General features: G+C 70.1%; 19 protein-coding genes. 10 read left to right on the top strand and 9 right to left on the bottom strand.

Features of this window, described 5'->3' with window-relative positions:
* Position 1: 1 nt before the first annotated feature.
* A complete protein-coding gene (fmt, locus tag FHW73_RS10090) occupies positions 2-946 on the bottom strand; it encodes a methionyl-tRNA formyltransferase (RefSeq protein WP_183426587.1) in 945 nt (314 codons plus the stop codon).
* 104 nt (positions 947-1,050) lie between these two features.
* Positions 1,051-1,566: a peptide deformylase gene (gene def / locus FHW73_RS10085; protein WP_183426586.1), complete on the bottom strand. Its 516-nt coding sequence runs from the start codon at positions 1,564-1,566 to the stop codon at positions 1,051-1,053.
* A gap of 130 nt (positions 1,567-1,696) precedes the next feature.
* Here def and FHW73_RS10080 point away from each other — a divergent pair, with 130 nt between their 5' ends.
* The 8 genes from FHW73_RS10080 (at position 1,697) to FHW73_RS10045 (ending at position 15,479) form a co-directional block, all read left to right on the top strand.
* Positions 1,697-2,860, top strand: coding sequence for a LysM domain-containing protein (locus FHW73_RS10080; protein WP_183426585.1), 1,164 nt, complete (start codon positions 1,697-1,699; stop codon positions 2,858-2,860).
* A 109-nt stretch (positions 2,861-2,969) separates the two neighbouring features.
* A complete protein-coding gene (gene dprA, locus FHW73_RS10075) occupies positions 2,970-4,106 on the top strand; it encodes a DNA-processing protein DprA (RefSeq protein WP_183426584.1) in 1,137 nt (378 codons plus the stop codon).
* A 33-nt stretch (positions 4,107-4,139) separates the two neighbouring features.
* Positions 4,140-4,613, top strand: a complete 474-nt coding sequence (locus tag FHW73_RS10070; protein WP_183426583.1) for a DUF494 family protein — start codon at positions 4,140-4,142, stop codon at positions 4,611-4,613.
* Between the two features lie 367 nt (positions 4,614-4,980).
* Entirely contained in the window at positions 4,981-5,952 is a 972-nt protein-coding gene (locus FHW73_RS10065; protein ID WP_183426582.1) for an RDD family protein, read from the top strand.
* A gap of 147 nt (positions 5,953-6,099) precedes the next feature.
* Positions 6,100-8,667 (top strand): DNA topoisomerase I, encoded by a 2,568-nt coding sequence (locus FHW73_RS10060; protein WP_183426581.1) that lies wholly within the window; start codon positions 6,100-6,102, stop codon positions 8,665-8,667.
* 19 nt (positions 8,668-8,686) lie between these two features.
* A complete protein-coding gene (locus FHW73_RS10055) occupies positions 8,687-9,256 on the top strand; it encodes a Sua5/YciO/YrdC/YwlC family protein (RefSeq protein WP_183426580.1) in 570 nt (189 codons plus the stop codon).
* 207 nt (positions 9,257-9,463) lie between these two features.
* Complete coding sequence (gltB, locus tag FHW73_RS10050) at positions 9,464-13,921, top strand: glutamate synthase large subunit (protein WP_183426579.1); 4,458 nt, start codon at positions 9,464-9,466, stop codon at positions 13,919-13,921.
* 64 nt (positions 13,922-13,985) lie between these two features.
* A complete protein-coding gene (locus tag FHW73_RS10045; protein WP_183426578.1) occupies positions 13,986-15,479 on the top strand; it encodes an FAD-dependent oxidoreductase in 1,494 nt (497 codons plus the stop codon).
* A 96-nt stretch (positions 15,480-15,575) separates the two neighbouring features.
* Here FHW73_RS10045 and FHW73_RS10040 read toward each other — a convergent pair whose 3' ends face one another.
* Positions 15,576-18,659, bottom strand: a complete 3,084-nt coding sequence (locus FHW73_RS10040; RefSeq protein ID WP_183426577.1) for a TonB-dependent receptor — start codon at positions 18,657-18,659, stop codon at positions 15,576-15,578.
* Positions 18,660-19,484: 825 nt separating this feature from the next.
* On the opposite strand from FHW73_RS10040, the gene FHW73_RS10035 reads away from it, so the two are divergent.
* Together FHW73_RS10035 and FHW73_RS10030 are read left to right on the top strand one after the other, a co-directional pair.
* Positions 19,485-19,997 carry a hypothetical protein gene (locus tag FHW73_RS10035; RefSeq protein WP_255492909.1) on the top strand — a complete coding sequence of 171 codons (513 nt, stop codon included), beginning with the start codon at positions 19,485-19,487 and terminating at the stop codon, positions 19,995-19,997.
* Positions 19,994-20,614: a DUF4124 domain-containing protein gene (locus FHW73_RS10030; protein WP_183426575.1), complete on the top strand. Its 621-nt coding sequence runs from the start codon at positions 19,994-19,996 to the stop codon at positions 20,612-20,614. Before FHW73_RS10035 ends, FHW73_RS10030 begins: the two co-directional genes overlap by 4 nt.
* Positions 20,615-20,636: 22 nt before the next feature.
* On the opposite strand, the gene FHW73_RS10025 is transcribed toward FHW73_RS10030, so the two are convergent.
* From FHW73_RS10025 to FHW73_RS10000, 6 genes are all read right to left on the bottom strand, one after another.
* Positions 20,637-21,413 (bottom strand): SDR family oxidoreductase, encoded by a 777-nt coding sequence (locus FHW73_RS10025; RefSeq protein ID WP_183426574.1) that lies wholly within the window; start codon positions 21,411-21,413, stop codon positions 20,637-20,639.
* 662 nt (positions 21,414-22,075) lie between these two features.
* Positions 22,076-23,188 (bottom strand): GDSL-type esterase/lipase family protein, encoded by a 1,113-nt coding sequence (locus FHW73_RS10020; protein ID WP_183426803.1) that lies wholly within the window; start codon positions 23,186-23,188, stop codon positions 22,076-22,078.
* A gap of 82 nt (positions 23,189-23,270) precedes the next feature.
* On the bottom strand, positions 23,271-23,909 hold the full coding sequence (locus FHW73_RS10015; protein WP_183426573.1) for an RpiB/LacA/LacB family sugar-phosphate isomerase: 639 nt from the start codon (positions 23,907-23,909) through the stop codon (positions 23,271-23,273).
* Positions 23,910-23,988: 79 nt separating this feature from the next.
* Positions 23,989-24,744, bottom strand: a complete 756-nt coding sequence (gene kduD / locus FHW73_RS10010) for a 2-dehydro-3-deoxy-D-gluconate 5-dehydrogenase KduD (RefSeq protein WP_183426572.1) — start codon at positions 24,742-24,744, stop codon at positions 23,989-23,991.
* 58 nt (positions 24,745-24,802) lie between these two features.
* Positions 24,803-25,651, bottom strand: a complete 849-nt coding sequence (gene kduI / locus FHW73_RS10005; protein ID WP_183426571.1) for a 5-dehydro-4-deoxy-D-glucuronate isomerase — start codon at positions 25,649-25,651, stop codon at positions 24,803-24,805.
* Positions 25,652-25,870: 219 nt separating this feature from the next.
* Positions 25,871-26,917 carry a LacI family DNA-binding transcriptional regulator gene (locus FHW73_RS10000; RefSeq protein ID WP_183426570.1) on the bottom strand — a complete coding sequence of 349 codons (1,047 nt, stop codon included), beginning with the start codon at positions 26,915-26,917 and terminating at the stop codon, positions 25,871-25,873.
* Positions 26,918-26,929: the final 12 nt, after the last annotated feature.

Here is a 26,929-nt window from a genome sequence, read left to right as displayed (position 1 = left end):
GTCAGTCCTGTCCCGCCGGGGCGGCGACCAGCGCCTTGAGATCCTGGCGGGCGTTGAGATAGTCGGCCGCGGCGACGACCTTGCCGCCGGCGCGCTGCAGCCGCAGCACGCGCAGCGCACCGTCACCGCAGGCAATATCGAGCCCGTCGCGACCGGCTGCCAGCAAGGTGCCCGGCGCACGGTCATGCGCGAGCGGCAACGCCTGCGCCGCATGCACGCGCACGCGCTCACCGGCGATGTCGGCCTCGGCGATCGGCCAGGGGTCGAACGCACGCACCGTATCGGCCAGTGCGCGCGCCGGACGCGTCCAGTCGAGCCGGGCCTCGGCCTTGTCGAGCTTGTGGGCGTAGGTCGCTCCGGCCTCAGCTTGCACCTCGGGCACCGGCCGGATGCCGGCGCGCAGCAGGCCCAGGCCGTCGGCAAGCACCTGCGCGCCGAGCTCGGCCAGGCGGTCGTGCAGCCGGCCGCCGGTATCGTCGGGCGCGATCGGCGTCGATTGCCGCAGCAGCACCGGCCCGGTGTCCAGGCCCTTCTCCATCTGCATCAGGCAGACGCCGGTCTGCGCGTCGCCGGCCTGGATCGCACGCTGGATCGGCGCCGCGCCGCGCCAGCGCGGCAGCAAAGACGCATGGACGTTCCAGCAGCCCAGGCGCGGGATGTCGAGCACCGCCTGCGGCAGCAACAGACCGTAGGCGACGACGACCATCAGGTCGGGTTCGAGCGCGCGCAGCGCATCGAGGACCTCCGCGCCGCGCAACCGCTCGGGCTGACGCACGATCAGCCCGCGGTCGAGCGCCGCCTGCTTGACCGGCGAGGCGGTCAGCGCACGTCCGCGCCCGGCCGGCCGGTCGGGCTGGGTGTAGACGGCCACGACCTCGCGCCGCGCATCGGCGGCGAGCAGCGAGGGCACGGCGAAGTCCGGGGTGCCGGCGAAGACGATTCTCATGGGACGGCGTGGAGATCCGAAGAACGGGGAGTCGGGAATCGCGAGTCGAAAACTGCGGGCTCGGAGGGGCGGGCTTGGCGCGACGACGCCCCGACCCGGATTGCTTAGTCGCGGCCCTTGCGCAGCTTCTCGAGCTTCTTGAGCGCGCGGTCGCGCTTGAGCGGCGACAGATAGTCGATGAACAGCTTGCCGTCGAGATGGTCGATCTCGTGCTGCACGCAGGTCGCCAGCAGGCCGTCGACGATCAGCTCGAACGCCTTGCCGTGACGGTCGAAGGCCTCGACGACGATGCCGTCGGCGCGGGTCACATCGGCAAACACGCCGGGGATCGACAGGCAGCCCTCGGTATGCACGCGCAGATCGGCCGAGCGGTCGCGGATCGTCGGATTGACGAACACCAGCGGCTGGTCGCGCGTCTCGGTGACGTCGATGACCATGAAACGCTCGTAGGTGTCGACCTGGGTCGAGGCCAGCCCGATGCCCGGCGCCTCGTACATGGTCTGGAACATGTGGTCGAGCAGGCGCTGGAACGCCGGGTCGGCGAAACGGTCGGCGGGCACGGGCGCTGCGACCTTGCGCAGGCCGGTGTCGGGGTATTCGAGGATCGGGAGCAGGGCCATGGATTGGACGGCGTAGGCGGCGAGCGCAGGCGGAAGCCGGGCATTGTAACGCGGCGCGCAGTTGCTTCCGTTTCGCGGTTTCAGGCTATATTGCGGCGCTGCAAGGGGAGAAACCCAAGGGGAGCTGTAGATGGCCGGCACGCTTGAACGCCTTTCCGGAACGCTCCGCACGGTGTGTGCCGTCGCGCTGCTGACCGTGACCACGTATGCCGCGGCCCAGCAACTGCGCGGCGACCATCCCGACACCTACGTCGTGGTGCGTGGCGACACGCTGTGGGACATCGCGGGCCGTTTCCTCGACCGCCCGTGGCTGTGGCCGGAGATCTGGCAGGCCAATCCGCAGATCGCCAACCCGCATCTGATCTATCCGGGCGACGTCATCAGCCTGGCGTACCTCGACCGGGTCACCGCGACCGTGCGCCCGGGGCCGCGCACGACCGCGCAGGCGCCGGTCGATGCGGTCTCGCTGTCGGACATCGAGCCGTTCCTGAAGAACCGCAGCATCGTCTTCGACTTCGACCACCTGCCCTACGTGCTCGGCAGCGAAGGCACCCGGCTGCGCGGCAGCATCGACCGCGACATCTACGTCAAGGGCCTGGAGAACGCGCTGCCGGGCCAGCGCTACGCGGTACAGCGGCCGGCGACCGAGTTCTATGGCGCGCGGCGCGCCCGCGACCTCAACTACCGCGGCAAGCGCGTGGCCGGCGAAAGCCACCTGTGGCGGCAGACGCTGCCGCGCCTGCGCGGCCAGGATGCGTTCCTGGGCGTGGAGATGGTCCAACTGGGCGTGGGCACCGTGGTCTCGGGCCCCACCGAGGACACCGACACCACCACGATCGCGCTCGATGGCGGCGGCTTCGAGGCGCGCCCGGGCGACCGCGTGGTGCCGGTCGACCCGCAGCCCTACGACCTGCAGTTCTTCCCGCACGCGCCGGCCGCCGATGCGATCGCCGCCGACGTGCAGGTGCTCGCGGTCGCCGACACGCTGATCACCGGCGGTCCGCGCGATGTGATCGCGATTTCGGCCGGCCGCGCCTCGGGGATCGACAACGGCACGGTGTTCTCGATCTGGAACAGCGGCGACTACGTCGTCGACCGTGTGCGCCATCCCAACACTTCGCGCATCGACGCCGCCCCCGACCGCGGCTCGCGCCGCGACCGGCTGCCCGACGAGTACGCCGCGCACGCGATGGTGTTCCGGACCTTCGACCACGTCAGCTATGCGCTGGTCATGGAAGGCACCAAGCCGGTCCAGATCGGCGACCGTCTCAAGCACCCCGACGCGACCCACTGACCCGCGCTGCGGGGCCACGCGCCCCGCACCGTCGCGCGCGGGCATTCCCGACCCGCACGCGCGGCTTGCGCCGACGGCCGGCGCGCCCGGGCGCGCCTAGCCTGGGCGCATGCCCGACACTGCCCACTCCGATGCCGACGCGCTGCTGCAGCTGATCCACGCCGCCGGTCCGCTGTCGCCGCGCCGCGCCGTGCTCGACCGCCACGGCGGACCTGCCGCCGCACTCGCTGCCGGCGCCGACGCCTGGCGCGAAGCCGGCCTCAGCCCGGCGCAATGCCGTGCGCTGCGCATGCCCGATCCCGCATGGCGCCGCTCGCGCGCCTGGCTGCAAGCCGCCCCCGGGCGCCACCTCGTGGGCTGGCACGACCCCGACTACCCCGCGCTGCTGCGGCACACGCCCGGTCCCCCGCTGGCGCTGTTCGTCGACGGCGATCCCGCGCTGCTCTGGCATCCGGGTGTCGCCGTGGTCGGCAGCCGCGCGCCGACTGCGGCCGGGCTGGACACCGCCGCCGCGTTCGCCCGGCGGTTCGCCGCACAGGGCCTGGCGGTGCTCAGCGGCCTGGCCGGCGGCATCGACGCCGCGGCCCACCTGGCCGCGCTCCAGGCCGGCGGCGTCACGGTGGCGGTGCTCGGCAGCGGTATCGACGTGCCCTATCCGCGTTGCAACGCCGGCCTGCACGCGCGGATCGCGGCGGAAGGCGCGGTGGTCAGCGAGTACCCGCCCGGCACCCCGGCGCGGCGCGCGCAGTTCCCCAGCCGCAACCGCATCGTCGCCGGCCTCGCGCTTGGCACCCTGGTCGTCGAGGCGGCCTACCGCTCGGGCGCCTTGATCACCGCGCGCCTGGCCGGCGAGGCCGGCCGCGAGGTGTTCGCGATCCCCGGCTCGATCCGCAACCCCAAGGCCCGCGGCTGCCACCGTCTGCTGCGCGATGGGGCGATGCTGGTCGAATCGCCGGACGAGGTGAGCGCCGCGCTCGGCCCGGTCGCTACCGACCTCGCCGATGCCTTGCGCGGGCGCCTGGCCGCCCCCACCCAAGAGCCGACGGCGACACCGGCGCCCGCCGTCCCGAGCACCGACCCCGACTACAACCGCTTGTGGCAGGCCCTGGGCCACGACCCAAGCGGTATGGATGAACTGATCGCCCGCACCGGATTGACGGTCGCCCGTGCGTCGGCCATGCTCCTGGCCATGGAGCTGGATGGACGCATCGACGTCGCGCACGGTCGCTATTGCCGAAAGTCCTGAATGACGCGCCCCTTGGGGCGCAGGCCGGGGAACATGAAAGAAAGCATCCTGGATGTCCTGCTCTATCTGTTCGAGCACTACTTCACCGAGGACGCGGACCTGGTCCGCGACCGCGACTCGCTGCAGAGCGGTCTGCTGCAGGCCGGATTCAGCCCGGCGGAGACCAGCAAGGCCTTCGACTGGCTCGACGCCCTGGCCGAGCAGCGCCCGGCCGTGTCGGACGTCCGTGCGAACGGGCCCACCCGCGTGTATTCGGCCCCCGAGATCGACCGGCTGGATGTCGAGGGCCGCGGCTTTCTGATGTTCCTTGAGCAGCATGGTGTGCTCGACGCCGACCAGCGTGAACTGGTGCTCGACCGCGTGATGGCGCTCGACCAGGACGAGCTCGACCTCGACGACCTGAAGTGGGTCGTGCTGATGGTGCTGTTCAACCAGCCCGGCAGCGAGGCGGCCTACGCCTGGATGGAAACCCAGATGTTCATCGACGAGCCCGAGCCGGTGCACTGATCGGGCCAGCCGCGGGCCTGACTGCCGACGATGACCCGGCCCCGTTCCGCCGCCACGGAACGGGGCAAAATCGCGCCGCACGGGTTAGCATGCCGCCCACGACGCCCGCACGGCCGGCCAGGCCAGCGGCCATCGCGTTGCAGGGGGCAGGACGTCCGGCGGGTCAGGCCATATCGTATCCATGGCCTCCGACGTTGGGCGATGCATGCCACGCGTGCTGCCGATGCTCACCGCCCGCAACGCGATGTGGCCGATGGCCTGCCTGTGTGCAGCACGCTGCCGCCAGGCGCCTGCGTGTGCGGATGCAGCGTCGCCCCTTCGTTTCTGCCGCAGCTGCGGCACCGCTCCCAGCACAGGATCCGCCCCGATGACCGACTGGTTCTACGCCGACGCCACGCATGCCCGCCGGGGGCCGGTCCCGGCCACCGAACTGCTGCGCCTGTACCAGGCCCGCCAGATCGACGACCGGACCCTGGTCTGGCGCGACGGCCTGGCCGAGTGGGTGCCGCTGGATGCGGTGCGCGGCGAGTTTGCCAGCGCGGCCTCCCCGGTCCCGGCGACCTCGGAATGGACCTTGGAGGCGCTGGCGCCGACGCAAAGCGACATCGACGGCGCCCCGGCGCCTGGCGATGCCTGGCGGCCGGTCACCGAAAGCGCCCATACAGCCGCGATGATGGCAGCCGGCCCGGCGGCCAGCGCCTCTCCATACGCGCCCCCGACCGCGCCTGTCGCCCGCGTCGATACGGTCGTGCACGGTGGTGAGGTGGTCTACGCGGGCTTCTGGAAGCGGGTGGCGGCCTATCTGATCGACGGCCTGATCGTCGGCGTCATCGGCATGGTGATCGGCGGGATCGCTGTCGCCGTGCTCGGCGGCATCATCGCGGTCGGCTCGGATTCGGCCACGGGCATCGGGATCGTGCTGGTCCAGCTCCTGTCCAACCTGCTGTCGATCGCACTCAGCGCGGCCTACTACGCCTGGTTCCACGCGTCCGCCTCGATGGCCACGCCGGGCAAGATGGCAGTGGGCATCAAGGTGGTCCGCACCAACGGCGAGCGCATCTCGCTGCTGCGCGGCATCGGCCGTTATTTTTCGACCATCCTCAGCGCACTGATCCTGATGATCGGCTTCCTGATGGCCGCTTTCACCCAGCGCAAACAGGCGCTGCACGACATCGTGTGCGACACGCTGGTGGTCGACAAGTGGGCCTTCACCGAGCGTCCCGAGCTGCAGCGGCGCGAGCTCGGCACGGTGACGGTCGTCGTGCTGGCGATCTTCGGCGCCCTGTTCGGACTGGTGCTGGTGGGCGTGATGATCGCCATCGGGTTCGCTGCGATGTGAACCCCGGCAGGGCTTGCGCTTGACAGCCCTGCCCGCCCGTGATTCCACTATAAAAGCAACCGACCGCCCGGGGTCCTCCTCGGGCGGCGGCGTCTTCACACCTTTCGGGGCGCCGGGCCAACGGCGCACCCACGGATGTCGCCCACCATGGCCAAACACCTTCTCATCGTCGAGTCGCCCGCCAAGGCCAAGACGATCAACAAGTACCTCGGCAACGACTTCCAGGTCTTGGCGTCCTATGGTCATGTGCGCGATCTGATTCCAAAGGAAGGCGCGGTCGATCCCGACCACGGCTTCGCGATGCGCTACGACCTGATCGAGAAGAACGAAAAGCACGTCGAGGCGATCGCCAAGGCCGCACGCGGCGCGCAGGACATCTTTCTGGCGACCGACCCGGACCGCGAGGGTGAGGCGATCAGCTGGCACATCGCCGAGATCCTGAAAGAACGCGGGTTGCTCGAGGACCGGTCGCTGCAGCGCGTGGTGTTCACCGAGATCACGCCGCGGGCGATCAAGGAAGCCATGCAGAAGCCGCGTTCGATCGCCGGCGACCTGGTCGATGCGCAGCAGGCGCGTCGCGCGCTCGATTACCTGGTCGGCTTCAACCTCTCGCCGGTGCTGTGGCGCAAGGTGCAGCGCGGACTGTCGGCCGGCCGCGTGCAATCACCGGCGCTGCGCATGATCGTCGAGCGCGAGGAGGAGATCGAAGCCTTTATCGCCCGCGAGTACTGGTCCATCGAGGCTGCGCTCGCCCACCCCTCTCAGCCGTTCAATGCGCGCCTGACCAAGCTCGACGGGCAGAAGTTCGAGCAGTTCACCGTGACCGATGGCGACACGGCCGAGGCCGCGCGCGCGCGCATCCAGGCGGCCGCCCAAGGTGCGCTGCACGTGACCGACGTCGGCGCCAAGGAGCGCAAGCGTCGCCCCGCTGCGCCGTTCACCACGTCCACGCTGCAACAGGAGGGCGCGCGCAAGCTCGGCTTCACCACGCGCAAGACCATGCAGGTCGCGCAGAAGCTCTATGAGGGCGTGGCGATCGGCGATGAAGGCACGGTCGGCCTGATCACCTACATGCGTACTGACTCGGTCACCCTGTCGCAGGATGCGGTGGGCGAGATCCGCGACGTCATCGCACGGGACTATGGCACGTCCTCGCTGCCGGACAAGCCCAACATCTACACCACCAAGTCCAAGAATGCGCAGGAGGCGCACGAAGCGGTGCGTCCGACCTCGGCGCTGCGCACGCCCGCGCAGGTGGCGCGCTTCCTCACCGATGACGAGCGCCGCCTGTACGAGCTGATCTGGAAGCGCGCCGTCGCCTCGCAGATGATCCCGGCCACGCTCAACACCGTCTCGGTCGACCTGGCCGCTGGCAGCGAGCACAGCTTCCGCGCCTCGGGCACGACGGTCGTGGTGCCGGGCTTTCTGGCCGTCTACGAGGAAGGCAAGGACACCAAGGGCAAGGACGACGAGGACGAGGGCCGCAAACTGCCGCAGATGAAGCCGGGCGACCGTGTGCCGCTCGACCGCATCATCGCCGAGCAGCACTTCACCCAGCCGCCGCCGCGCTTCACCGAAGCGGCGCTGGTCAAGGCGCTCGAGGAGTACGGCATCGGCCGGCCATCAACCTACGCCTCGATCATCCAGACCCTGCTGTTCCGCAAGTACGTCGAGATGGAAGGCCGCAGCTTCCGTCCCAGCGATGTCGGCCGCGCAGTGTCGAAGTTCCTGTCCAGCCACTTCACCCGCTACGTGGACTACGACTTCACCGCCAAGCTCGAGGACGAGCTCGATGCGGTCAGCCGCGGCGAGGAGGACTGGATCCCGCTGATGGAGAAGTTCTGGGGCCCGTTCAAGGAACTGGTCGCCGAGAAGACCGAGTCGGTCGACCGCACCGAGGCCACCGGCGCACGCGAACTGGGCACCGACCCGAAGACCGGCAAGCCGGTCAGCGTGCGGCTGGGCCGCTTCGGGCCCTATGCCGCGATCGGCAGTACCGCCGAGGACGCCGAGGAGAAGCCCAAGTTCGCCTCGCTGCGCCCCGGCCAGAGCATGCACACGATCACGCTCGAGCAGGCGCTCGAACTGTTCCTGATGCCGCGCATCCTCGGCGAGGACAAGGGCGAGCAGGTCAGCGTGGGCATCGGCCGCTTCGGCCCCTTCGCCAAGCGCGGCAGCACCTATGCCTCGCTGAAGAAGGAGGACGATCCGTACAAGATCGACCTGGCGCGCGCGGTGTTCCTGATCGAGGAGAAGGAGGAGATCGCGCGCAACCGGATCATCAAGTCCTTCGACGGCAGCGACATCCAGGTGCTCAACGGCCGTTTCGGGCCGTACATCAGCGACGGCAAGCTCAACGGCAAGATTCCCAAGGACCGCGAGCCCGCGTCGCTGACATTCGAGGAGGTCACGCGCCTGCTCGAGGAAACCGGCAAGCCGGTGCGCAAGGGCTTTGGTGCGAAGAAGGCCGCCGCCAAAAAGGTCGCGACGAAGAAGGCCGCGCCCGACAAGAGCCCGACCGCCAAGAAGGCCGCGACCAAGAAAGCGCCTGCGAAGAAGACCGCCAAGAAAACCGCAAAGAAGGCGACCAAAAAGGTCGCCAAGCAGGCAGTCGCAGCGCCCGAGCCGGCGAAATCGTTGCTGACGCCGGCCAAGGTCGCGCCGGGCAAGAAGCGCGTGGTCAAGGCCGCGTCCGACGACGCCGCGCCGTTCTGACCCGCGGTTGGTCTTGCGCATGTCCACAGTCGCGCGTCTGGACATCGCCGCCGCGGCCGCCGTGCTCGCGCGCGGCGGCGTGATCGCCTACCCCACCGAAGGCGTGTGGGGGCTGGGCTGCGATCCCTTCGACGCAGCCGCGGTCGGGCGCGTGCTCGACATCAAGCGCCGGCCGGTCGACAAGGGCGTGATCCTGATCGCCGGCGCCACGGCGCAACTGGCGAACATCGTCGACTGGTCCGGGCTGGATGCCGACCGCCAGGCCGCCGTGCATGCCACCTGGCCCGGCCCGCACACCTGGATCGTGCCGGCGCTGTCCGGCGTTCCGGCCTGGCTGACCGGGGCCCATGCCGGCATCGCGGTGCGCGTCAGCGCCCATCCCGGCGTCGTCGCACTGTGCGCCGCCTTCGGCGGGCCGTTGGTGTCGACCAGCGCCAACCTCTCGGGCGAACCGGCGGTGCACGCGGCCGCCGCGCTCGACCCGCGACTGCTGGCGCAGATCGACGGCGTGGCTGCCGGCGAGACCGGCGGTCGACGCGAGCCGTCGACGATCCGAGACGCGGCCACCGGACGCGTGCTCCGCGGCTGACCGCTGCGTCCAGGACGCGCTTGCACCAGCGCCGGTGCTGCGTCGCAATGGTTGCATCGGAAACGTCCGAAGCGCCGCAAATCGCATATTGCCGCACTGCACAAACTGTGCTCTAGTCGATGGCCCGACGTGGACGCGTTGCGAGACCGCCACACGCTCCGATCCCCACGCCGGCTCTGCTCCCCTGACCGGATGGCAATGACGACGATGCGGGAATCCCCGGTGCGCGGGCTGTACGACCCCGCTGACGAACGCGACGCCTGTGGCTTCGGCCTGATCTCCACGATCGGCGGCGAGGCCTCGCGCGAGATCGTCGACGGCGCGCTGCAGGCGCTGTCGCGGATGGCGCATCGTGGCGGCATCGCCGCCGATGGTCTTTCGGGCGATGGCTGCGGCGTCTTGCTGGTCGGCATCGAGGCCTTCGTGCGCACGCTTGCCGCCGAGAGCGGCTTCGTCGTCACCGGTACTCAACTCGCTGCCGGCATGGTGTTCCTGCCGCATGACGCGACAGCGGCGGCGCAGTGCCGCGAGACCCTGTCCGCGCAACTGGCGGCGCTGGACGTGCGCACGCTCGGCTGGCGCGACGTGCCGCTCGACACCGCCGCGCTCGGCCAACTGGCGCTGTCGTCGCTGCCGCGCGTGGCCCAGGTGTTTGTCGAAGCCGATGGCGACGATGCACCGGCATTCGAGCGCGCGCTGTACCTGGCGCGGCGGCGCGCCGAGCAGGCGCTGCGCGAGGTCGCCGACTTCTACGTCGTCGGCCTGACGCCGGGGCTGCTCGGCTACAAGGGCATGGTGCTGCCGCGCCATCTGACCCAGCTGTTCCCGGACCTCGCGCGCCCCGACCTGGCCGCGGTCACGGTGGTGTTCCACCAGCGCTTTTCGACCAATACATTGCCGCGCTGGCCGCTGGCGCATCCGTTCCGCCGGCTGGCGCACAACGGCGAGATCAACAGCATCGAAGGTAACCGGCGCTGGGCCCAGGCGCGCCGCGGGGTCTGGGCCTCGCCGCTGCTCGACATCGGCGAGTTCGACGCGCCGGTCACGATGCACGGCTCCGACTCCCAGACGCTCGACAACATGCTCGAGTGGCTGCTGCTCGGCGGCATGGACCTGCTGCAGGCCATGCGCATCCTGATGCCGCCGGCGACCCAGTCGCTGGAGTACAAGGACGCGGATCTGGCTGCGTTCTACGAGTACTACGCGATCAATTCCGAGCCGTGGGACGGCCCGGCCGGCGTGGTGATGTGCGACGGCCGGTACGCGGCCTGCACGCTCGACCGCAACGGCCTGCGCCCGGCGCGCTGGACGCTGTCGCATGACGGCATCTTCGTGATCGCCTCCGAGACCGGCGTGTGGGACGTCGCGCCCGAGCGCGTCAAGGCCAAGGGCAAGCTCGGGCCTGGCGAAATGATTGCGATCGATCTGGCCGCCGGCACGCTGCTCGACAACGACGCGATCGATGCGGTCAACCGCGCACGCGCGCCGTACAAGCAATGGCTCAAGCGCGGCATGAGCTATCTGCACACCGAACTGATCGACCCGGCCCTGGCCGCAGAGCCCTTCCCGGCCGACACCTTGCTGGCGTTCCAGAAGCTGTTCCAGCTCACCCGCGAGGAACAGGAATCGGTGCTGCGGCCGCTGGCGCAGACCGAGCAGGAAGGCATCGGCTCGATGGGCGACGACGTGCCGATGGCGGCGATCAGCCAGCGCGTGCGTCCGCTCTACGATGGCTTCCGCCAGGCGTTCGCGCAGGTCACCAATCCGCCGATCGATCCGCTGCGCGAAGGCGGGGTCATGACCCTGGCCACGCAGATCGGACGCGAGGGCAACCTGTTCCTCGACCGCGCCGAGAACGTGCACCACGTGCTGTTGAACTCGCCGGTGCTCTCGCAGCGCAAACTGCGCCAGTTGCTCGCGCTGCCGCGCTTCGAACACGCCAACCGGCTGCTGCACCTGTACTTCGGGCAGGACGAGACGCTCGAGGCCGCCCTGCACCGGCTGTGTGCCGAGGCCGAAGCCGCGGTCCGCGAGGGCGCGGAGATCCTGCTGCTGAGCGATCGCTATCCCAAGCGCGGCACCGCGCCGGTGCATGCGCTGCTGGCGACCGGCGCGATCCACCTGCATCTGGTGCGCGCGGGACTGCGCTGCGACGCCAATCTGCTGGTGGAGACTGGCACCGCGCGCGACCCCCACCACTTCGCCTGCCTGATCGGCTTCGGCGCGACCGCGGTCTATCCCTATCTCGCCTACCAGACCCTGCACGGGCTGGCGCGGCGTGGCGTGCTGCCGACCCAGAGCGGCGACGAGATGCTGCAACTGGGTCGCAGCTACCGCCGCGGCGTGCGCAAGGGCCTGCTGAAGATCCTGTCGAAGATGGGCATCGGCAGCATCGCCAGCTATCGCGGCGCGCAGCTGTTCGAGATCGTCGGACTCGATGCCGAGGTCGTCGCACTGTGCTTCGAAGGCACGCCGTCGCGCATCGGCGGCGCCGGCTTCGCGCGCCTGGAAGCCGACGCCTGGGCACTCGCCGCGCAGGGCTGGGACGACACCGCGCTGCCCGAGCCCGGCGGCCTGCTGCACTACGTGCACGGCGGCGAGTACCACCAGTTCAATCCCGACGTGGTGCAGGCGCTGCAGCGCGCGGTCGCCACCGGCGCGCGCGAGGACTGGCGCCGCTACTCGGGCTTCGTCGACACCCGGCCGCCGGCCGCGCTGCGCGACCTGCTGCGCCCGCGCGCAGCCGCCGCGCCGGTGCCGCTCGACGAGGTCGAGCCGGTGTCGTCGATCGTGCGCCGGTTCGACTCGGCGGCGATGAGCCTGGGTGCACTGTCGCCCGAGGCGCATGAGGCGCTGGCGATCGCGATGAACCGGCTGGGCGGGCGCAGCAACTCCGGCGAGGGCGGCGAGGACCCGGCGCGCTACGGCAGCGAGCGGCGCAGCAAGATCAAGCAGATCGCCTCGGGCCGCTTCGGCGTGACGCCCGAGTACCTGATCAACGCCGAGGTGCTGCAGATCAAGGTCGCGCAGGGCGCCAAGCCTGGCGAAGGCGGCCAGTTGCCGGGCAGCAAGGTCGACGCGCTGATCGCGCGCCTGCGCTACGCCAAGCCGGGCATCGGCCTGATCTCGCCACCGCCGCATCACGACATCTATTCGATCGAGGACCTGGCGCAGCTGATCTTCGACCTGCGCCAGGTCAACCCGCAGGCGCTGATCTCGGTCAAGCTGGTCAGCCATGCCGGGGTCGGCACGATCGCCGCCGGCGTGGTCAAGGCCGGCGCCGACCTGATCACGATCTCCGGCCACGACGGCGGCACCGGTGCCAGCCCGCTGGGCTCGATCCGCTACGCCGGCGCGCCGTGGGAGCTGGGCCTGTCGGAGGCGCGCCAGGCGCTGCAGTTCAACGACATGCGCGACCGCGTGTTGCTGCAGACCGACGGCGGGCTCAAGACCGGCCTGGACGTGATCAAGGCCGCGCTGCTGGGCGCCGACACGTTCGGCTTCGGCACCGCGCCGATGATCGCGCTGGGTTGCAAGTACCTGCGCATCTGCCACCTCAACAACTGCGCCACCGGCGTGGCGACGCAGGACCCGCGGCTGCGCGAACACCACTACAGGGGCCTGCCCGAGCGCGTGGAGGCGTTCTTCCGCAATGTCGCCGAGGACGTACGCGAGCACCTGGCGGCGCTGGGCGCGCGCTCGCTCGACGAGATCGTCGGCCGCACCGACCTGCTCGAGCAGCATCTGCGTCGTACCCGCGACCATGTCGATATCGACCTGTCGATGCTGCTGCGCCGCGACCCCGACAAGCCGCTGGGCTATTGCGGCGCGTCGGCGCTGCAGGCGCCGCCCGACGGCCTGGCGGCCGCGCTGGAGGCGCGCGTGTCCAAGGCGATCGCACGCGGCGACGGCGGCAGCTACGACTTCGAGATCCGCAACACCGACCGCAGCATCGGCACGCGCCTGTCGGGGGCGATCGCGCGCGTGCACGGCAACACCGGCATGGCCGACCGGCCGCTGACGTTGCGCCTGCGCGGCACCGCGGGCCAGAGCCTGGGCGCGTTCAACGCCGGCGGCCTGCACCTCGAGCTCGAGGGGGAAGCCAACGACTACGTCGGCAAGGGCATGGCCGGCGGCCGGATCGTATTGCGTCCACCGGCCGGCAGCGCGTTCGAGTCGCGGCTCACGCCGATCCTCGGCAACACCTGCCTGTACGGTGCGACCGGCGGCGAGCTGTACGCCGCGGGCCGCGCGGGCGAGCGCTTCGGCGTGCGCAACTCCGGCGCGGTCGCGGTGATCGAAGGTGCCGGCGACCACTGCTGCGAGTACATGACCGGCGGCGCGGTCGCGGTGCTGGGCCGCACCGGCCTGAACTTCGGTGCCGGCTTCACCGGCGGCATCGCCTACGTGCTCGATCTCGATCGCGACTTCGTCGATCGCTACAACCACGAACTGATCGACATCCTGCGCGTCACCCCCGAAGCCTTCGACAATTACCGCTCGCATCTGCGCGACCTGATCGAGACCCACGCCCGCCTGACCGGCAGCGCCTGGAGTGCGCGCATCCTTGACGAATTCCGCGATTTCGTCGGCAAGTTCTGGCTGGTCAAGCCCAAGGCCGCGAGCCTGGCGGCGCTGGCCGAAGACCTGAGGCGGGCGGCATGAGGCCTGTGCTGCGCATCCCTGTGTCCACGCTCTGCTTCGCCCCTCGCGCAACGGAGTCCACCCCATGACCAAGCGCGATGTGTTCCGGTTTCTCAAGGAGCCGCGCGAGATGCCGGGCAAGGTGCCGCTGGCGCTGCGCACGGCCGGCGACTGGAACGAGCTCTACGGCGGTTTCGGACCGAGCGAGGCCGCGCACCAGGCCGATCGCTGCCTGGACTGCGGCAATCCGTACTGCGAAGCCAAGTGCCCGGTGCACAACTACATCCCCAACTGGCTGAAGCTGGTGCAGGAAGGCCGCGTGCACGAGGCCGCGGCGCTGTGCCATGAGACCAACCCGCTGCCGGAGATGTGCGGCCGGGTCTGCCCGCAGGACCGGCTGTGCGAGGGCGCGTGCACGCTCAACGACGGCTTCGGCGCGGTGACCATCGGCGCGGTCGAGAAGTACATCGTCGATACCGCATTCGCCCAAGGCTGGCGACCGGACCTGTCGAAGGTCGTGGCCACCGGCCGGCGGGTCGCGGTGATCGGCGCCGGCCCCGCGGGACTGGCCTGCGCGGACAGACTGGTGCGCGCGGGCATCGAGGCGGTGGTGTTCGACCGCTACGAGCAGATCGGCGGCCTGCTGCAGTTCGGCATCCCCAGCTTCAAGCTCGACAAAACCGTCATCACCACCCGGCGCGCGGTGCTCGAAGGCATGGGCGTGACGTTCCGGCTCGGCGTCGAGATCGGGCGCGACGTCGCACTCGACACGCTGCTGGAAGAGTTCGACGCGGTATTCCTGGGCACCGGCGCCTACCGCTACACCGACGGCGGTCTGGCCGGCCAGGATCTGCCGGGCGTGCTGCCGGCGCTGCCGTTCCTGGTGCACAACGGCCGCCTGGTCACTGGCGGCGACACCTGGGGCCGGCCGATCGCCGGTTGGGAGGACACACTGACGCTGCCGAAACTGACCGGCAAGCGCGTGGTCGTGCTCGGCGGCGGCGACACCGGCATGGACTGCGTGCGGTCGGCGGTTCGTCTGGGCGCGGCCAGCGTCACCTGCGCCTACCGCCGCGACGAGGCCAACATGCCGGGCTCGGCGCGCGAGGTCGCCAACGCCCGCGAGGAAGGCGTGCGCTTCCTGTTCAACCGCCAGCCGCTGGCGATCGAAGCCGATGCGGACGGCAACGCGGCCGGAGTGCGCATGGTCGAGACCCGGCTCGGCGAGCCGGACGCGAATGGCCGCCGCGCCGCCGTCCCGGTCGCAGGCAGCGAATCGACGCTGGCCGCCGACGTGGTGATCATCGCCTTCGGCTTTTCGCCGGCCGTGCCGGCTTGGCTCGACCCGCATGGCGTCGGGGCCCAGGCGCCGGGCAGCGGGCGCATCCGCGTTGGCGGCGAGCGGCGGCTGCCCTACCAGACCGCGCACGACCGGGTGTTCGCCGGCGGCGACGCGGTGCGCGGCGCCGACCTGGTGGTGACCGCGGTCCAGGAAGGCCGCGACGCAGCCGCGAGCATCGCCCGCATGCTGCGCCGGCAGGCCAGCGACACGACCCGCGCCGCGCTCGACGCGATCTGATCGCCCGCGCGTCGCCGCACGACTTGGATGGCAGACAGCGCAACGCAGAACGGGGCCCGAAGGCCCGTTCTGTTTCCTCATCGATGCGGCGTGGCCTCAGAACTTCAGGCCCACTTCCACCGTCAGCGTACGCGGGAAGTAGAAGATCCCGCCATTGCGATTCACCGACACGTAGCCGGTATCGAGCTGGCCGTCCTGGCCGAAGTAGTCGCGGCCGCCGTCGGGGCCGCCGTAGACGTAGCTGTCGTAGTTCTCGAAGTTGAACGCGTTGAGCAGGTTCACGCGCGCGGTCAGCCGCGTGTCGCCACCCAGCACGAACTCCTTGGTCGCCTGCAGATCCACGGTGCGGTAGCTCCAGATGTCGCCGCCGACGAGGAACTTGCCGTTGCCCGGCGGCACGAAGCCGACCAACTGGCAGGTCGAACCGTCCCAGCCCTCGACGCCGTAGCAGGCCACGGTGTTGATCGGGTTGGCGGTCTCGAGCACCAGCTTGGCGCCGTAGGTCACGCCCCACGGCCCGTCAACCGAGGCCGAGGCGGTGAAGCGATGCTTGGGCTGGTTGCTGGACTTCACGAACGGGAAGTACTGCAGCCGCGCCTTGTCGAAGTAGTCGAACTGGCTGTCGTTGTTGCGGCTGTTCTGGCGCGCCTGGGTGTGGGTGTAGGCGATGTTGGCGCCCCAGCCCGATTCCCGGGTGTACGGCTTGTCGGCCGCCAGCAGGATCTGCGTGCTGCGCTGCTCGACGCCGTTGTCGCCCAGGATCACACCGCCGAAGCCCGGCGGCACGCGGTCGGACGCGCCCCACGGCGGGCTGCCGCCAGGGCTGAAGAACGCCCCATCGGGATAGCGGTTGCCGAGCGTGTAGCCGAAGCCGTCGCGGGCGAGGATGCGCTGCACGGTGACGTCGGTCAGCCACTGGCCGACCTGGTTGCTCATGCCCAGGCTGAACTGGTCGCTGTAGGGCGTCTTGAGCCGGTTGTTGAGCATGAACGCCTCGGCGGCATCGCGCGAGCCGGTGATGCCGGCGAGCACGTCCGCGCCGCCCAGGTAGGCCGGGTCCCAGGCGACACAGCGCGACCCGGTGATCGCCACGCATTCGCCGGTCGTGGGATCGGCGAACTCCAGGCGCACCAGCGAGATCGAGCCCTTGTGGCGCTCGAACGCGAGGTCGCGGAACAGGTTGCGGTCGTAGGACCGGCCGGCACCGCCGTGGATCACGTGGCGCTCGTCGGCACCCAGGTCGTAGGAGAAGCCGAAACGCGGTGCCCAGGCGTCCTTGAAGTTCTTGCGGTTGCTGCCGGTGCTGATGTAATCGAGCGGGTTGATCGCATCGATGCCGCCGTTGATCCAGCGGTCGACCCAGCGCTGGCCCGGGTTCTGCGGATCGGCCGCGTAGAGCGCGTCGACGAAGGCCTTCGGGGTGACGTGGTCGGTGTAGGCCGGCACGTCCTCGTAATCCCAGCGCACGCCGAAGTTCAGCATCAGGTGCGGGTTCACCTGCCAGTCGTCCTGGATGTAGAAGCCGTACTGCTTGGCGGAGGTTTCCACGCGCGGGGTCAGGCCCGGGGTCGCGAACGGCGCGATGAACTCCACGCGGTAAGGCTGCGCGGCGACCTGGCCGGTGGCCGGGTCGAACTCCCACGAGAACTGCGGATTCAGCGGCTCGCCGTCGCTCGACTCCAGGTCGATGTCGCGGTAGTTCACGCCCACCTTGACGGTGTGGTCGCCCTTGAACTCGAAGCTGTTGAAGGTCAGGTCGTTCTGCAACGACCAGCCCTTCTGGCGCTGCGACTGCAGGCTGAAACCGCTGGCCGGGCCGACCTGCAGCAGCGTGGCCTCGGTCAGCGGCTCGCGGCGGTCGATCACGGTGTAGATGGCGCCGTTGCCGAACGAGACCGGGGTCTTGGAGTTCTGCGAGTCCTGGGTGCTGACGATCAACTCGTTGTAGAAGCGCTGGCCGTAGTGCATCCACTTGAGGTTGACGCGCTTGTCCTCGTTGATGCGCGCATCGCCGTGTTCGGGCGTGCTGACGCCGCCGACATTGCCGAGCACGTCCTCGTCGCGGTACTGGCCGCTCAGTTCCAGGCGGTCGTTGTCACCGATGTCCCAGCTGAGCTTGGCGAAGTACAGGTCTTCCTCGAACGGCAGCGTGGTCGCGCCGTAGTAGCTGCGCAGGTTCTCGGGCAGGCGCAGGTAGGCGTCGCCGGAGGCCGCGTCTGGCTGCACCGAACGCGCGTAGATGTTCTCCTTGCCCTCGTAGGCGACGAAGAAGTGCATGCGGTCCTCGATGATCGGACCGCCGAACGCAAAGCCGTACTCCTTGACCTGCGAGTCGTCCTTGTCGGTCTCGTCGGGCCGCTTGGCGCGCATGCGCTCGTTGGTGTAGCGATAGAACATCTCGCCTTCGAACTCGTTGGTGCCCGAGCGCGTGGCGGCGGTGATCGCCGCACCACTGACCTGACCGTACTCGGCCTTGTAGTTGGAGGTGATGACCTTGTACTCGCCGATCGCCAACTGCGGGAACGGGTTGCCCGGGCTCTCGTTCTGGCCGGCCACACCGCCCTGCTGGACGTAGCTCTTCTGGCTCACACCATCGATGTAGAGGTTGGACGAGCTGGTGTTGGTCGCGCCGGCGCGCAGCGTGGCGCGGCCCTGGGCGTCGATCTTGAACTGCATGCCCGGCACGGTGTCGGCGAACTCGAGGAAGTTGCGCGTGGCCTGCGGCAGTTGCTGGATCTGGCGCAGCGAGATCGTATTGCCGACCTCGGACGTGCGCACGTCGCGCAACAGCGGGGCGGTCACGGTGACGCCATTGATGTCGGTGACCGGACCCTCGGCCGGCACGCCTTCGGCGGCTGCCCCCTGGATATCGAGCGTTGCGGTCGAGGCCACCGACAGTGTCACCGTCTGCGGCTGACCACCGGCGTCGACGCGATAGGTGCCCGGCGGCAGGCCGACCAGCGTGTAGGCGCCGCCGGCGTTGGTCTGCACGCGGCGCACCGCACCGGTGGCGACGTTGGTCGCGGTCACCGTGGTGCCGGCTTCGGCCGAACGCACCTGGCCGCGCAGCGTGGCGCTGGTGGATTGCGCGAAGGCAGGCGCGGCGAACGCCAGACAGGCAGCCAGCGCACAGGCCAGCAGGGCGGGTTGGGGCACACGGGGCGAACGGGTTGCGTTCATGACATCCCCTCCAGGGGGCTTTTTGATGAGTGGAAAAACGCTCGGGACAACGTGGAACGGCACCGCACAACAGCGCATCCATGCGCGGGCATGCGCCGGTCCAGGCCCGGCACATGTCGGAATACGAACAGCCGGACCATCGGCGAGCCGGCGGCCGGCGCGCCACGCGTGCTGCGTCTGGCAGCGCGTTGCGGACCTGCACCTGCCGGCGCACCAGACACCAAGAACATCGCGGGACAGAGCGCGATGCATCGCTGCAGTCGCTCCGGGCCGGACCGGTCTCCACCGATCGCACAGGCCGTGGCGCGCTGGGGCGCGTCGCGACGAACGCCGGGGACCGTGGCATCGCCCGCCCTGGCTTTGTGCAGAGCGGATGGAGGTCCCGATCCGGCGCGCATCGTAATCCTGCCGTCGAACCGCGTCCATGGGCCGGCAGCGCCGCAAATCGCGGCCGGTGTCGGGGCATGGCCGACGGGCGGCCTGCGGATCACGGCGCCCCACCCTCGCCCTGCGACCCGTTGTCGCGGCTGCCGTGGCGCGGTGCGGCCCACCTGTCTTCGCAGCAACTCGCCAGGCTGCAGCGCCGGCGGATCCCCCGGCCCTCCGCTGCCCGCGCGCCCGGTTTCACCCGGCCGCCAGTCGTCGCATCATGGCGGCATGCGCCGCGTCCCGAGCCTCCTCGTCCTGACCGCATGCCTGACCGCCGCCTGGCCCCCGGCGGCGGCTCGCGACGACGTCGTCGTGTACCGGTGCACGGATGCGCGCGGGCAGGTCGCGCTGCGCGACTCGCCGTGCGCCGGCGGCCATCGCCAGGAGGTCCGCACGATGATCCGCCCGATCGATGCCGCGCCCGCGCCGCGACCGCCGCGGCCGGCGCCTTCGGCCGAACCGGCGACCGCCCCTGCGCCACCGCAGATCGTCGTCGTCCGTCCAGCGCAACCGATGTACCGCTGCGTGCGTCCGGACGGCAGTACGTATACCAGCGATTCGTCGGCAGGCAATCCGCGTTGGGTGCCGCTGTGGACACTGGGGTACGGGCCGCCGCGGCGCGGTCCCTCGACCCGGATCGGTGTCGAGGCCGGCCATGGCGGCGGCCGAGTGGACGTGGACATCGACGCGGGCACACGGCGCGGGTGGCGCGGTGGCAACGGCGGGGCCGGCACCTGGGTCCGCGACGACTGCAGCCCGCTGCCGCAGGCCGAGGTCTGCAGCCTGCTGGCCGAGCGCCGCGAAGAGATTCGGCGCCGGTTCTTCAACGCCCAGCCCAGCGAACGCGCGCGCCTGCGCGGCGAGGAGACTGCGATCAACGCCCGCCTCGGACAGGACTGCGGCCGATGACCCACGGCCTGCGCGCGGCCGTGGCGCTCCTGCTGTTGGCCGTGGCCGTCGGCACGGCCGCTGCCGACGCCGTCATCTACCGCTGCACCGATGCCGATGGCGCGGTGACGTTCCAGAATGGCCGCCCCTGCGCGCCCGGGCAACAGCAACAGCGGCGCGTGGTCGAAATCGCGGCGCCGATGCCCGCCTATGTCGTCCCGGGACGCCCGGCATCGGCACCGACGCCCGCACCGGCGGCGCCGCGCACGCCCCCGGACGTGGCGCCCGAGCCGACGGCCCTGCGCGCACCGCCACCCGCGCTGTACGCCTGCCGCAGCTACGACGGCAGCATCGACTGGCGCGAGGACGCCACCCCGCCCACGCGCTGCCGACCGATGCAGACCGTCGGCATCGGCGGGCTGCCTGGCCTCGGCGCCGGCCAGGCCTGCGAGCGGGTCGAGGACAGCTGCGAAGCGGTCGCCGCAGATGCGCTGTGCGCGGCCTGGGAGGCCCGACTGCACGAAGCGGAGTTCCGCTGGCGCTACGCCGACAGCGCGAGCAGCCCGGCGCTGCGGCAAGCCTACGAGCGGCTACGTGCGACCTGGGATGGGAGCACGTGCGCGGCGGACGCCCCCTGACGCCACCCAGACCGTATCCGCCTCAGAACCCGTAGCGCAGGAACCCGCCGTCGACGGCGATGCATTCGCCGGTGATGTAGCCCGCCGCCGGCAGGCACAGAAAAGCGACCGCCGCCGCCACCTCCTCCGGCTCGCCGATGCGCCCCATCGGCGTGCGCAGCAGCACTTCGTCGAGATAGTCGGGATCGGCCAGCGGCCCGGAGGTCCGCCGGGTGCGGATGTACCAGGGCGCCACTGCATTGACGCGCACCCCGTCCTCGGCCCATTCGGCCGCGAGGTTGCGCGTCATCTGATGCAGCGCCGCCTTGCTCATGCCGTAGACCGCGCCGGTGCGCACGTGGGTGATGCCCGACACGCTGCCGACGTTGACGACGCTGGAACTGGCATGGCGGGTGAGCAGCGGATGTGCCAGGCGGGTGAGTTCGAACGCACTGAACACATTGACCTCGAAGATCTCGCGCCACTCGTCCTCGCCGTACTCGGTCGCCGCGCGCGGCACGTTGCCGCCGGCGTTGTTGACCAGGATGTTCAGGCCTTCGCCCTGGTCCTCGACCCAGTCGAGGATCTCGCCGCGCTGCTCCTCGTCGACGACATCGGCAATCAGCGCGCGGATATCGGCCTGTGGGAGTTCCTCCAGCAATTCCTCGCGCGCGGCCTCGAGCGTGTCGCCGTTGCGGCCCACGATCAGCACCGTGGCACCGAATCCGGCGAGTTCGCGCGTGATCGCCCGTCCGATGCCGGCGCTGCCGCCAGTCACCAGGGCAAGTTGGCCGTCCAGGCGCCAGCGCTGCGGATCCATCGACATGTCCTCGATTCGACTGCGCGTAGGATACCGTCGAGCCTGCCATCGGGGAGACTGCCACGATGCCTACGTTCCGTCGCTCGACCGCATTTGCGCGCCATGGCGCACGCCGCCTCCGTTGGATGACCTGTGCGGCAGCGCTGCTGCTCGGCCTCGCCGCCTGCACACCGCCGCCCGACGAACCCACCGAGAAACCCACTGAGCCACGCGCAGCCCCGACGCGCTGACGCGAAGGCGCCCCCATCCCAGCCTTCCCCCGTTCTACGGGGGAAGGCGCGGTGCAGCACGGCGATTGGATACGCCGCGATCTCACCTCCCCCGCTCGCGAGGAGGTCGACGCCGGCATCGCCGGCGTGCAGTGAAGAAGGAGCGACGCGGCGCGGCGATTGGGTGCGCCGCGATCTCACCGCCCCCACTCGCGAGGAGGTCGACGCCGGCATCGCCGGCGTGCAGCGAGGAAGGCGCGACGCGGCGCGGCGACTTGGTACGCCGCGATCTCACCGCCCCGCTCGCGAGGAGGTCGATGCCGGCGCCGCAGGCTTGAGGCGGGGAAGGCGCGGCGCGGCGATTGGGTGCGCCGCGATCTCACCTCCCCCGCCCGCGGGGGAGGTCGACGCGCAGCGCGCGTCGGGTGGGGGCACGGGCTTTCCCGCAAGCTCTCAGCGTCGCACCGGCCGGTAGACGATGAAGATCACCAGGTCCTCGTCGCCGACCTGGTCGAGCGCATGGCGGTCGCCGTCGCGGGTCAGGATCGCATCGCCCGGGCCGACCTCGCGCACCGTGTCGCCGAGCAGCAATCGCCCGCGCCCGGACAGCACGTAGTAGATCTCGTCCTTGTCGTTGACGTGGTCGCCGATAGTCGCGCCCGGGTGCAGGGCGCGCTTGCGGAACACGAGGTCCAGGCCGGTGGCATCACTGAAGAACGGATAGGCCGTGGTCGTGCCGGCACCGTCGTGCGGGCCGGGCTGTTCGATCGCGATGTCGCGCTCCTGCACGACGACCGACGGCGACACCGATGCCGACGGCGGCGCAGGCACCGCCATGCAGTCGGCCGCGGTGACGGGCTTGACCGGCGCGTCGGTATCGAGCTCGCGCCAGCCGGCGGCGACGAGGCAGGCGACCGCATCGGCACCGGCCTCGCTGAAATGGGTGCCGTCGGCCTTGCCCTGCGCCGGCACGTGCATGAAATAGGGCTTGGCACCGTCTTCGCCGTGGGCACGGATCCAGTCGCTGGACGCGGCATCGAGATCGATCAGCGCCACGCCCTCGCGGGTCGCCAGGGCCTGCATCGCCAGCGTGTAGCGACCATGCGTGTCGATGAGCGAACGGAAGTCGTAGAGCAGCCGCGCGACCGGGGTGATCAGGATGGGCGTGGCGCCCTGCGCGCGCGCCAGGTCGATATAGCGCTGGAGCAAGCGCGGGTAGTCGGTCGCCGGATCGGTGTAGCGCGCGGGGTCCTCGCGCTTGGCATCATTGTGGCCGAACTGGATCAGCAACACATCGCCGGCACTGATCTCGCTGGCGATCGCGTCCAGCCGGCCTTCGTCGATGAAACTGCGGGTGCTGCGCCCGCCCATCGCGTGATTGCGCACCTCCCAGCCGCCGGCGATCCAGCGCGGCAGCGCTTGGCCCCAGCCGGCCTGCGGCGCCCGCTCGGGGCCGTAGGTCGCCGCGGTCGAATCGCCGGCGATGAAGATGCGATGCGGTGTGGGCGAGGCGGCGAACGCGGTGCCCACGGCGCCCAGGCACAACAGCGGCAATAGACGTTTCATCATGAAAGCGCTCCGCTGGAAATCGGGTTCGATCCGCAGGCCGCCGCGCGCCGGCGGCCTGCGTCGGACAGCGACGAGGGGCTTACTGGCCCAGCACGCCCTTGACGTAGGCGACGATCGCCTCGTCCTTCGCGTTGTCGAAGAACGCCTTCTGGAAGCGCGCGCCGCCGACAGCCTGCTTCACCAGGTCCTGGTCGATCGCCTTCAGGCCGTCGATGAAGTCCTTCGACGCGCCCTGCTTGACCTGCGCCAGGATGCCGGCGTTGGTCATCTGCGATTCCTTGCGCTCGGCCGGGTAGCCCTGGCCACGCTCGCCGTCGAACGCCTTCTCGAAGATGTAGCGGATGTTGATCTCCGCGCCCCAGCCATAGCCCTTGGCGAACGGCAGTGCCAGCGCGTTGCCGTTGTTGACCTGCGCGAACAGGAACGCATCGGTCGGCTCGATGCAGTAGCCGCAGTACACACCCGGCCATGCATTGAGCGACATCATCGCGCCCTGGCCCGTGCCGCAACCGGCGACGACGAAGTCCACGGCCTTCGCATTGAGCAGCAGCGCGGCGCAGATCCCCAAGTGGATGTAGGTCAGGCGGTGGTCGTTGTCGCCGTCCATGCCGACGTTGAAGACCGTGTGGCCCTTGTCCGCGGCGACGGTATTGAGCTGCTCCAGCACGACCGGGTTCTTGGCGGCCTGGCTGAATTCCTGCATTAGTGCGATTTTCATTGCCTGTCTCTCTTGCGTGTTCGAAAGGGAAGAGCGCGGGCCCGCCGGCATGGCGGGCCCGCCGGGAAACGTGCGTGGATCAGCGCGCGAGCCAGCCGCCATCGACCGGGATCACCGCGCCGTTGACGTAGTCCGAAGCGCGGCTGGCCAGGAACACCGCCGTGCCGCCCAGATCCGACGGCTCGCCCCAGCGGCCGGCCGGGATGCGATCGAGGATCGACTGGTTGCGGGCCTCGTCGGCGCGCAGCTGCGCAGTGTTGTCGGTGGCCATGTAGCCGGGCGCGATGGCGTTGATGTTGATGCGCTTGCCGGCCCACTCGTTGGCCAGCAGGCGGGTGATGCCGGCGATACCGGACTTGCTGGCGGTGTAGGACGGCACCCGGATGCCACCCTGGAACGACAGCATCGAGGCGATGTTGATGATCTTGCCGCCGCCGTTGGCGATGAAGTGGCGGCCCACGGCCTGCGACAGGAAGAACGCCGACTTGATGTTGACGTTCATCACGTCGTCCCAGTCCTGCTCGCTGAAGTCGACCGCGTCGGCGCGGCGGATCAGCCCGGCATTGTTGACCAGCACGTCGAGGCGACCCAGGCCGTCGAGCGTTTCGCGCACGATGCGATCGACCGGCTCGATGCTGATCAGGTTCGCCTCGATGGCGACAAAGCGCCGGCCCAGCGCCTCGACCTTGGCCTGCGTTTCGCTCGGCGGCTGGATGCCGGCGGCGGCGATGTCGGCGCCGGCCTGCGCGAGCGCCAATGCAATGCCCTGCCCCAGACCGGTGTTGGCGCCGGTGACCAGCGCGACCTTGCCTTCGAGGCTGAACGGATTCGTCATGGTGAAACTCTCCTGTGGAGCGATGGCGAAAATGCCGCGCGCGGCGCGGCGGGAAACGTCACTTGAGCTGGCAGATGTCGAGCACGTGCATATCGGTGTAGTCGAGGTTCTCGCCGCCCATGGCCCAGATGAAGCAGTAGTTCGAGGTCCCGGCGCCCATGTGGATCGACCAGGGCGGCGACACCACGGCCTCGCCGTCGGCCACCACGATGTGGCGCTGCGCGTGCGGCTCGCCCATGAAGTGGTAGACGCGGTCGTCGGCGCCCAGATCGAAGTAGAAATAGACCTCGCTGCGCCGGTCGTGCAGATGCGGCGGCATCGTGTTCCAGACGCTGCCCGGCTTGAGGATCGTCAGGCCCAGCAGCAACTGCGAGGACGCGCAGGTGGCCGGCACGATGTACTGGTAGATCGTGCGCTCGTTACTGGTCGCAAGCGATCCGCGCTCGAGCGGCACCGCCTCGGCGATCGAAATCTTCCTGGTCTCGAAACGCGCGTGCGCGGGCGTGGACGCCAGATAGAACTTCGCCGGCGCGGCCGCATCGTCGGACGCGAACACCACCTCGGCGCTGCCCATCGGCACGTACAGGCCGTCCTTGGGCGCGAGCGCGTACGCGGTGCCATCGACGGTCACGGTGCCCGGACCGCCGCCGACGTTGACCACGCCGAGTTCGCGCCGCTCCAGGAACGGCCGACCCGCTGCGGAGGCGGGTTCGGTCTGCACGGGCAGCGACAGCGGGCCGGAGACCGGCGACGCCCCGCCAATGACGAAGCGCTCGTAGTGCGTGTAGCTCAGGCGGATCGCATCGTCGGCGAACAGGCCATCGAGCAGGTACAGATCGCGCAAGGCGTCGTTGTCGATGCCCTGCATCACGCCCGGGTGGGTCGCGTGGTAGGTCTTCTGGTACATGGCGGCTCCGAGCGGCGGAACGTCGGGAACAGGCATTCTAGGCCTTTCGGTAACCGGTGTCATACCGCGGCGCGGCAAACGGGCCGGCCTGTCTTGCGGCATAGCCGACGCGGCTGGACGAACCTCAACGGGCAGTGTGCGACAGACGCGCGATCGCGCCACGTGCGGTGGGCGGCCGCGCGCGCGGCGTCGCGGCCATGGCGGGATCGGCCGGCGCCTTCAGTCCGGCGGCTGGCAGGAGTCGCGGACCACCAGGTGCGGCCGGACGCTCGCCAACGGGCGTGGTGCGCCCTCGGGCTGGAGCAGCATCGCGGCCGAGATCCGGCCGGTGTCGCGGGTGTCGCGGCGGACCGAGGTCAGCGGTGGCCACAGCCGGGAGGCCAGCGGGCTGTCGTCGTAGCCGACCACCGACAACTGCCGGGGAATACTGATGCCTGCGCGCATCGCCACGCGGTAGACGCCGGCGGCCATCTCGTCGTTGCCGCAGAAGATCGCCGTCGGCCGCTTCTTGGCGCCGAGCAGCTTCTCGGCTGCGGCCACGCCCGATTCGAAGGTATAGCCGGCCTCGACGATCCGCGACTTGGGCATCGCCACGCCGCGCCGCTCGAGCGCGGACACAAAGCCGGTCGAACGCTCGATCGAGGAGCGGTAGTCGCGGGGCCCTGTGATCATCGCGATATCGCGGTGCCCCAGCGACTGCAGGTAGTCGGCGACTTCGGCCGCGCCGTCGTGGTCGTGGGTCACGACCATGCGCTCGGGTGTGTCCATCGACACCGCAGCGATGCGCACATAGCGGCAACCGGTCTCGGCCAGCATGTCGGCCAGTGCCTGGTCCTCGGACACGCGCGGCACCAGCATCACCCCGTGGAGCTTCTGCTGCTGCACGAAGCGGCGCACGCCGTCGATGTAGTTCGGACTGCGGCTGTCGCAGGGATGGACGACCAGTTCGTAGCCCGAGTCGCGCAGCGTGTCGAGCGCGCCGTACTGCATGTTGACGATGAACTGCGCGGTCGGATTGTCGTAGACCATGCCGATCAGGAACGAGCGACGGAACGCTAGGCCGCGCGCCAGCGGGTCGGGCACATAGCCGACCTCGCGCATCAGCGCCTCGACTTTCTCGCGCGTGTCCTGCCGCACCAGCGGCGAGTGGTTGATGATGCGCGAGACGGTCTTCTTCGAGACCCCCGCCAGGCGGGCGATGTCGTTGATCGTGGCCGCGCGCGGCATCGTACCGCCGCCCCGGATCGTCTTGTTCTCTGTGGGCATCCGTGGTCCCCC

Source organism: Luteimonas sp. RC10 (assembly GCF_014192745.1).
In the GTDB taxonomy this organism is placed as follows: Bacteria; Pseudomonadota; Gammaproteobacteria; order Xanthomonadales; family Xanthomonadaceae; genus Luteimonas.
The sequence above is the reverse complement of the archived record's forward strand: the minus strand, read 5'-3'. Positions and strand labels throughout refer to the sequence as shown.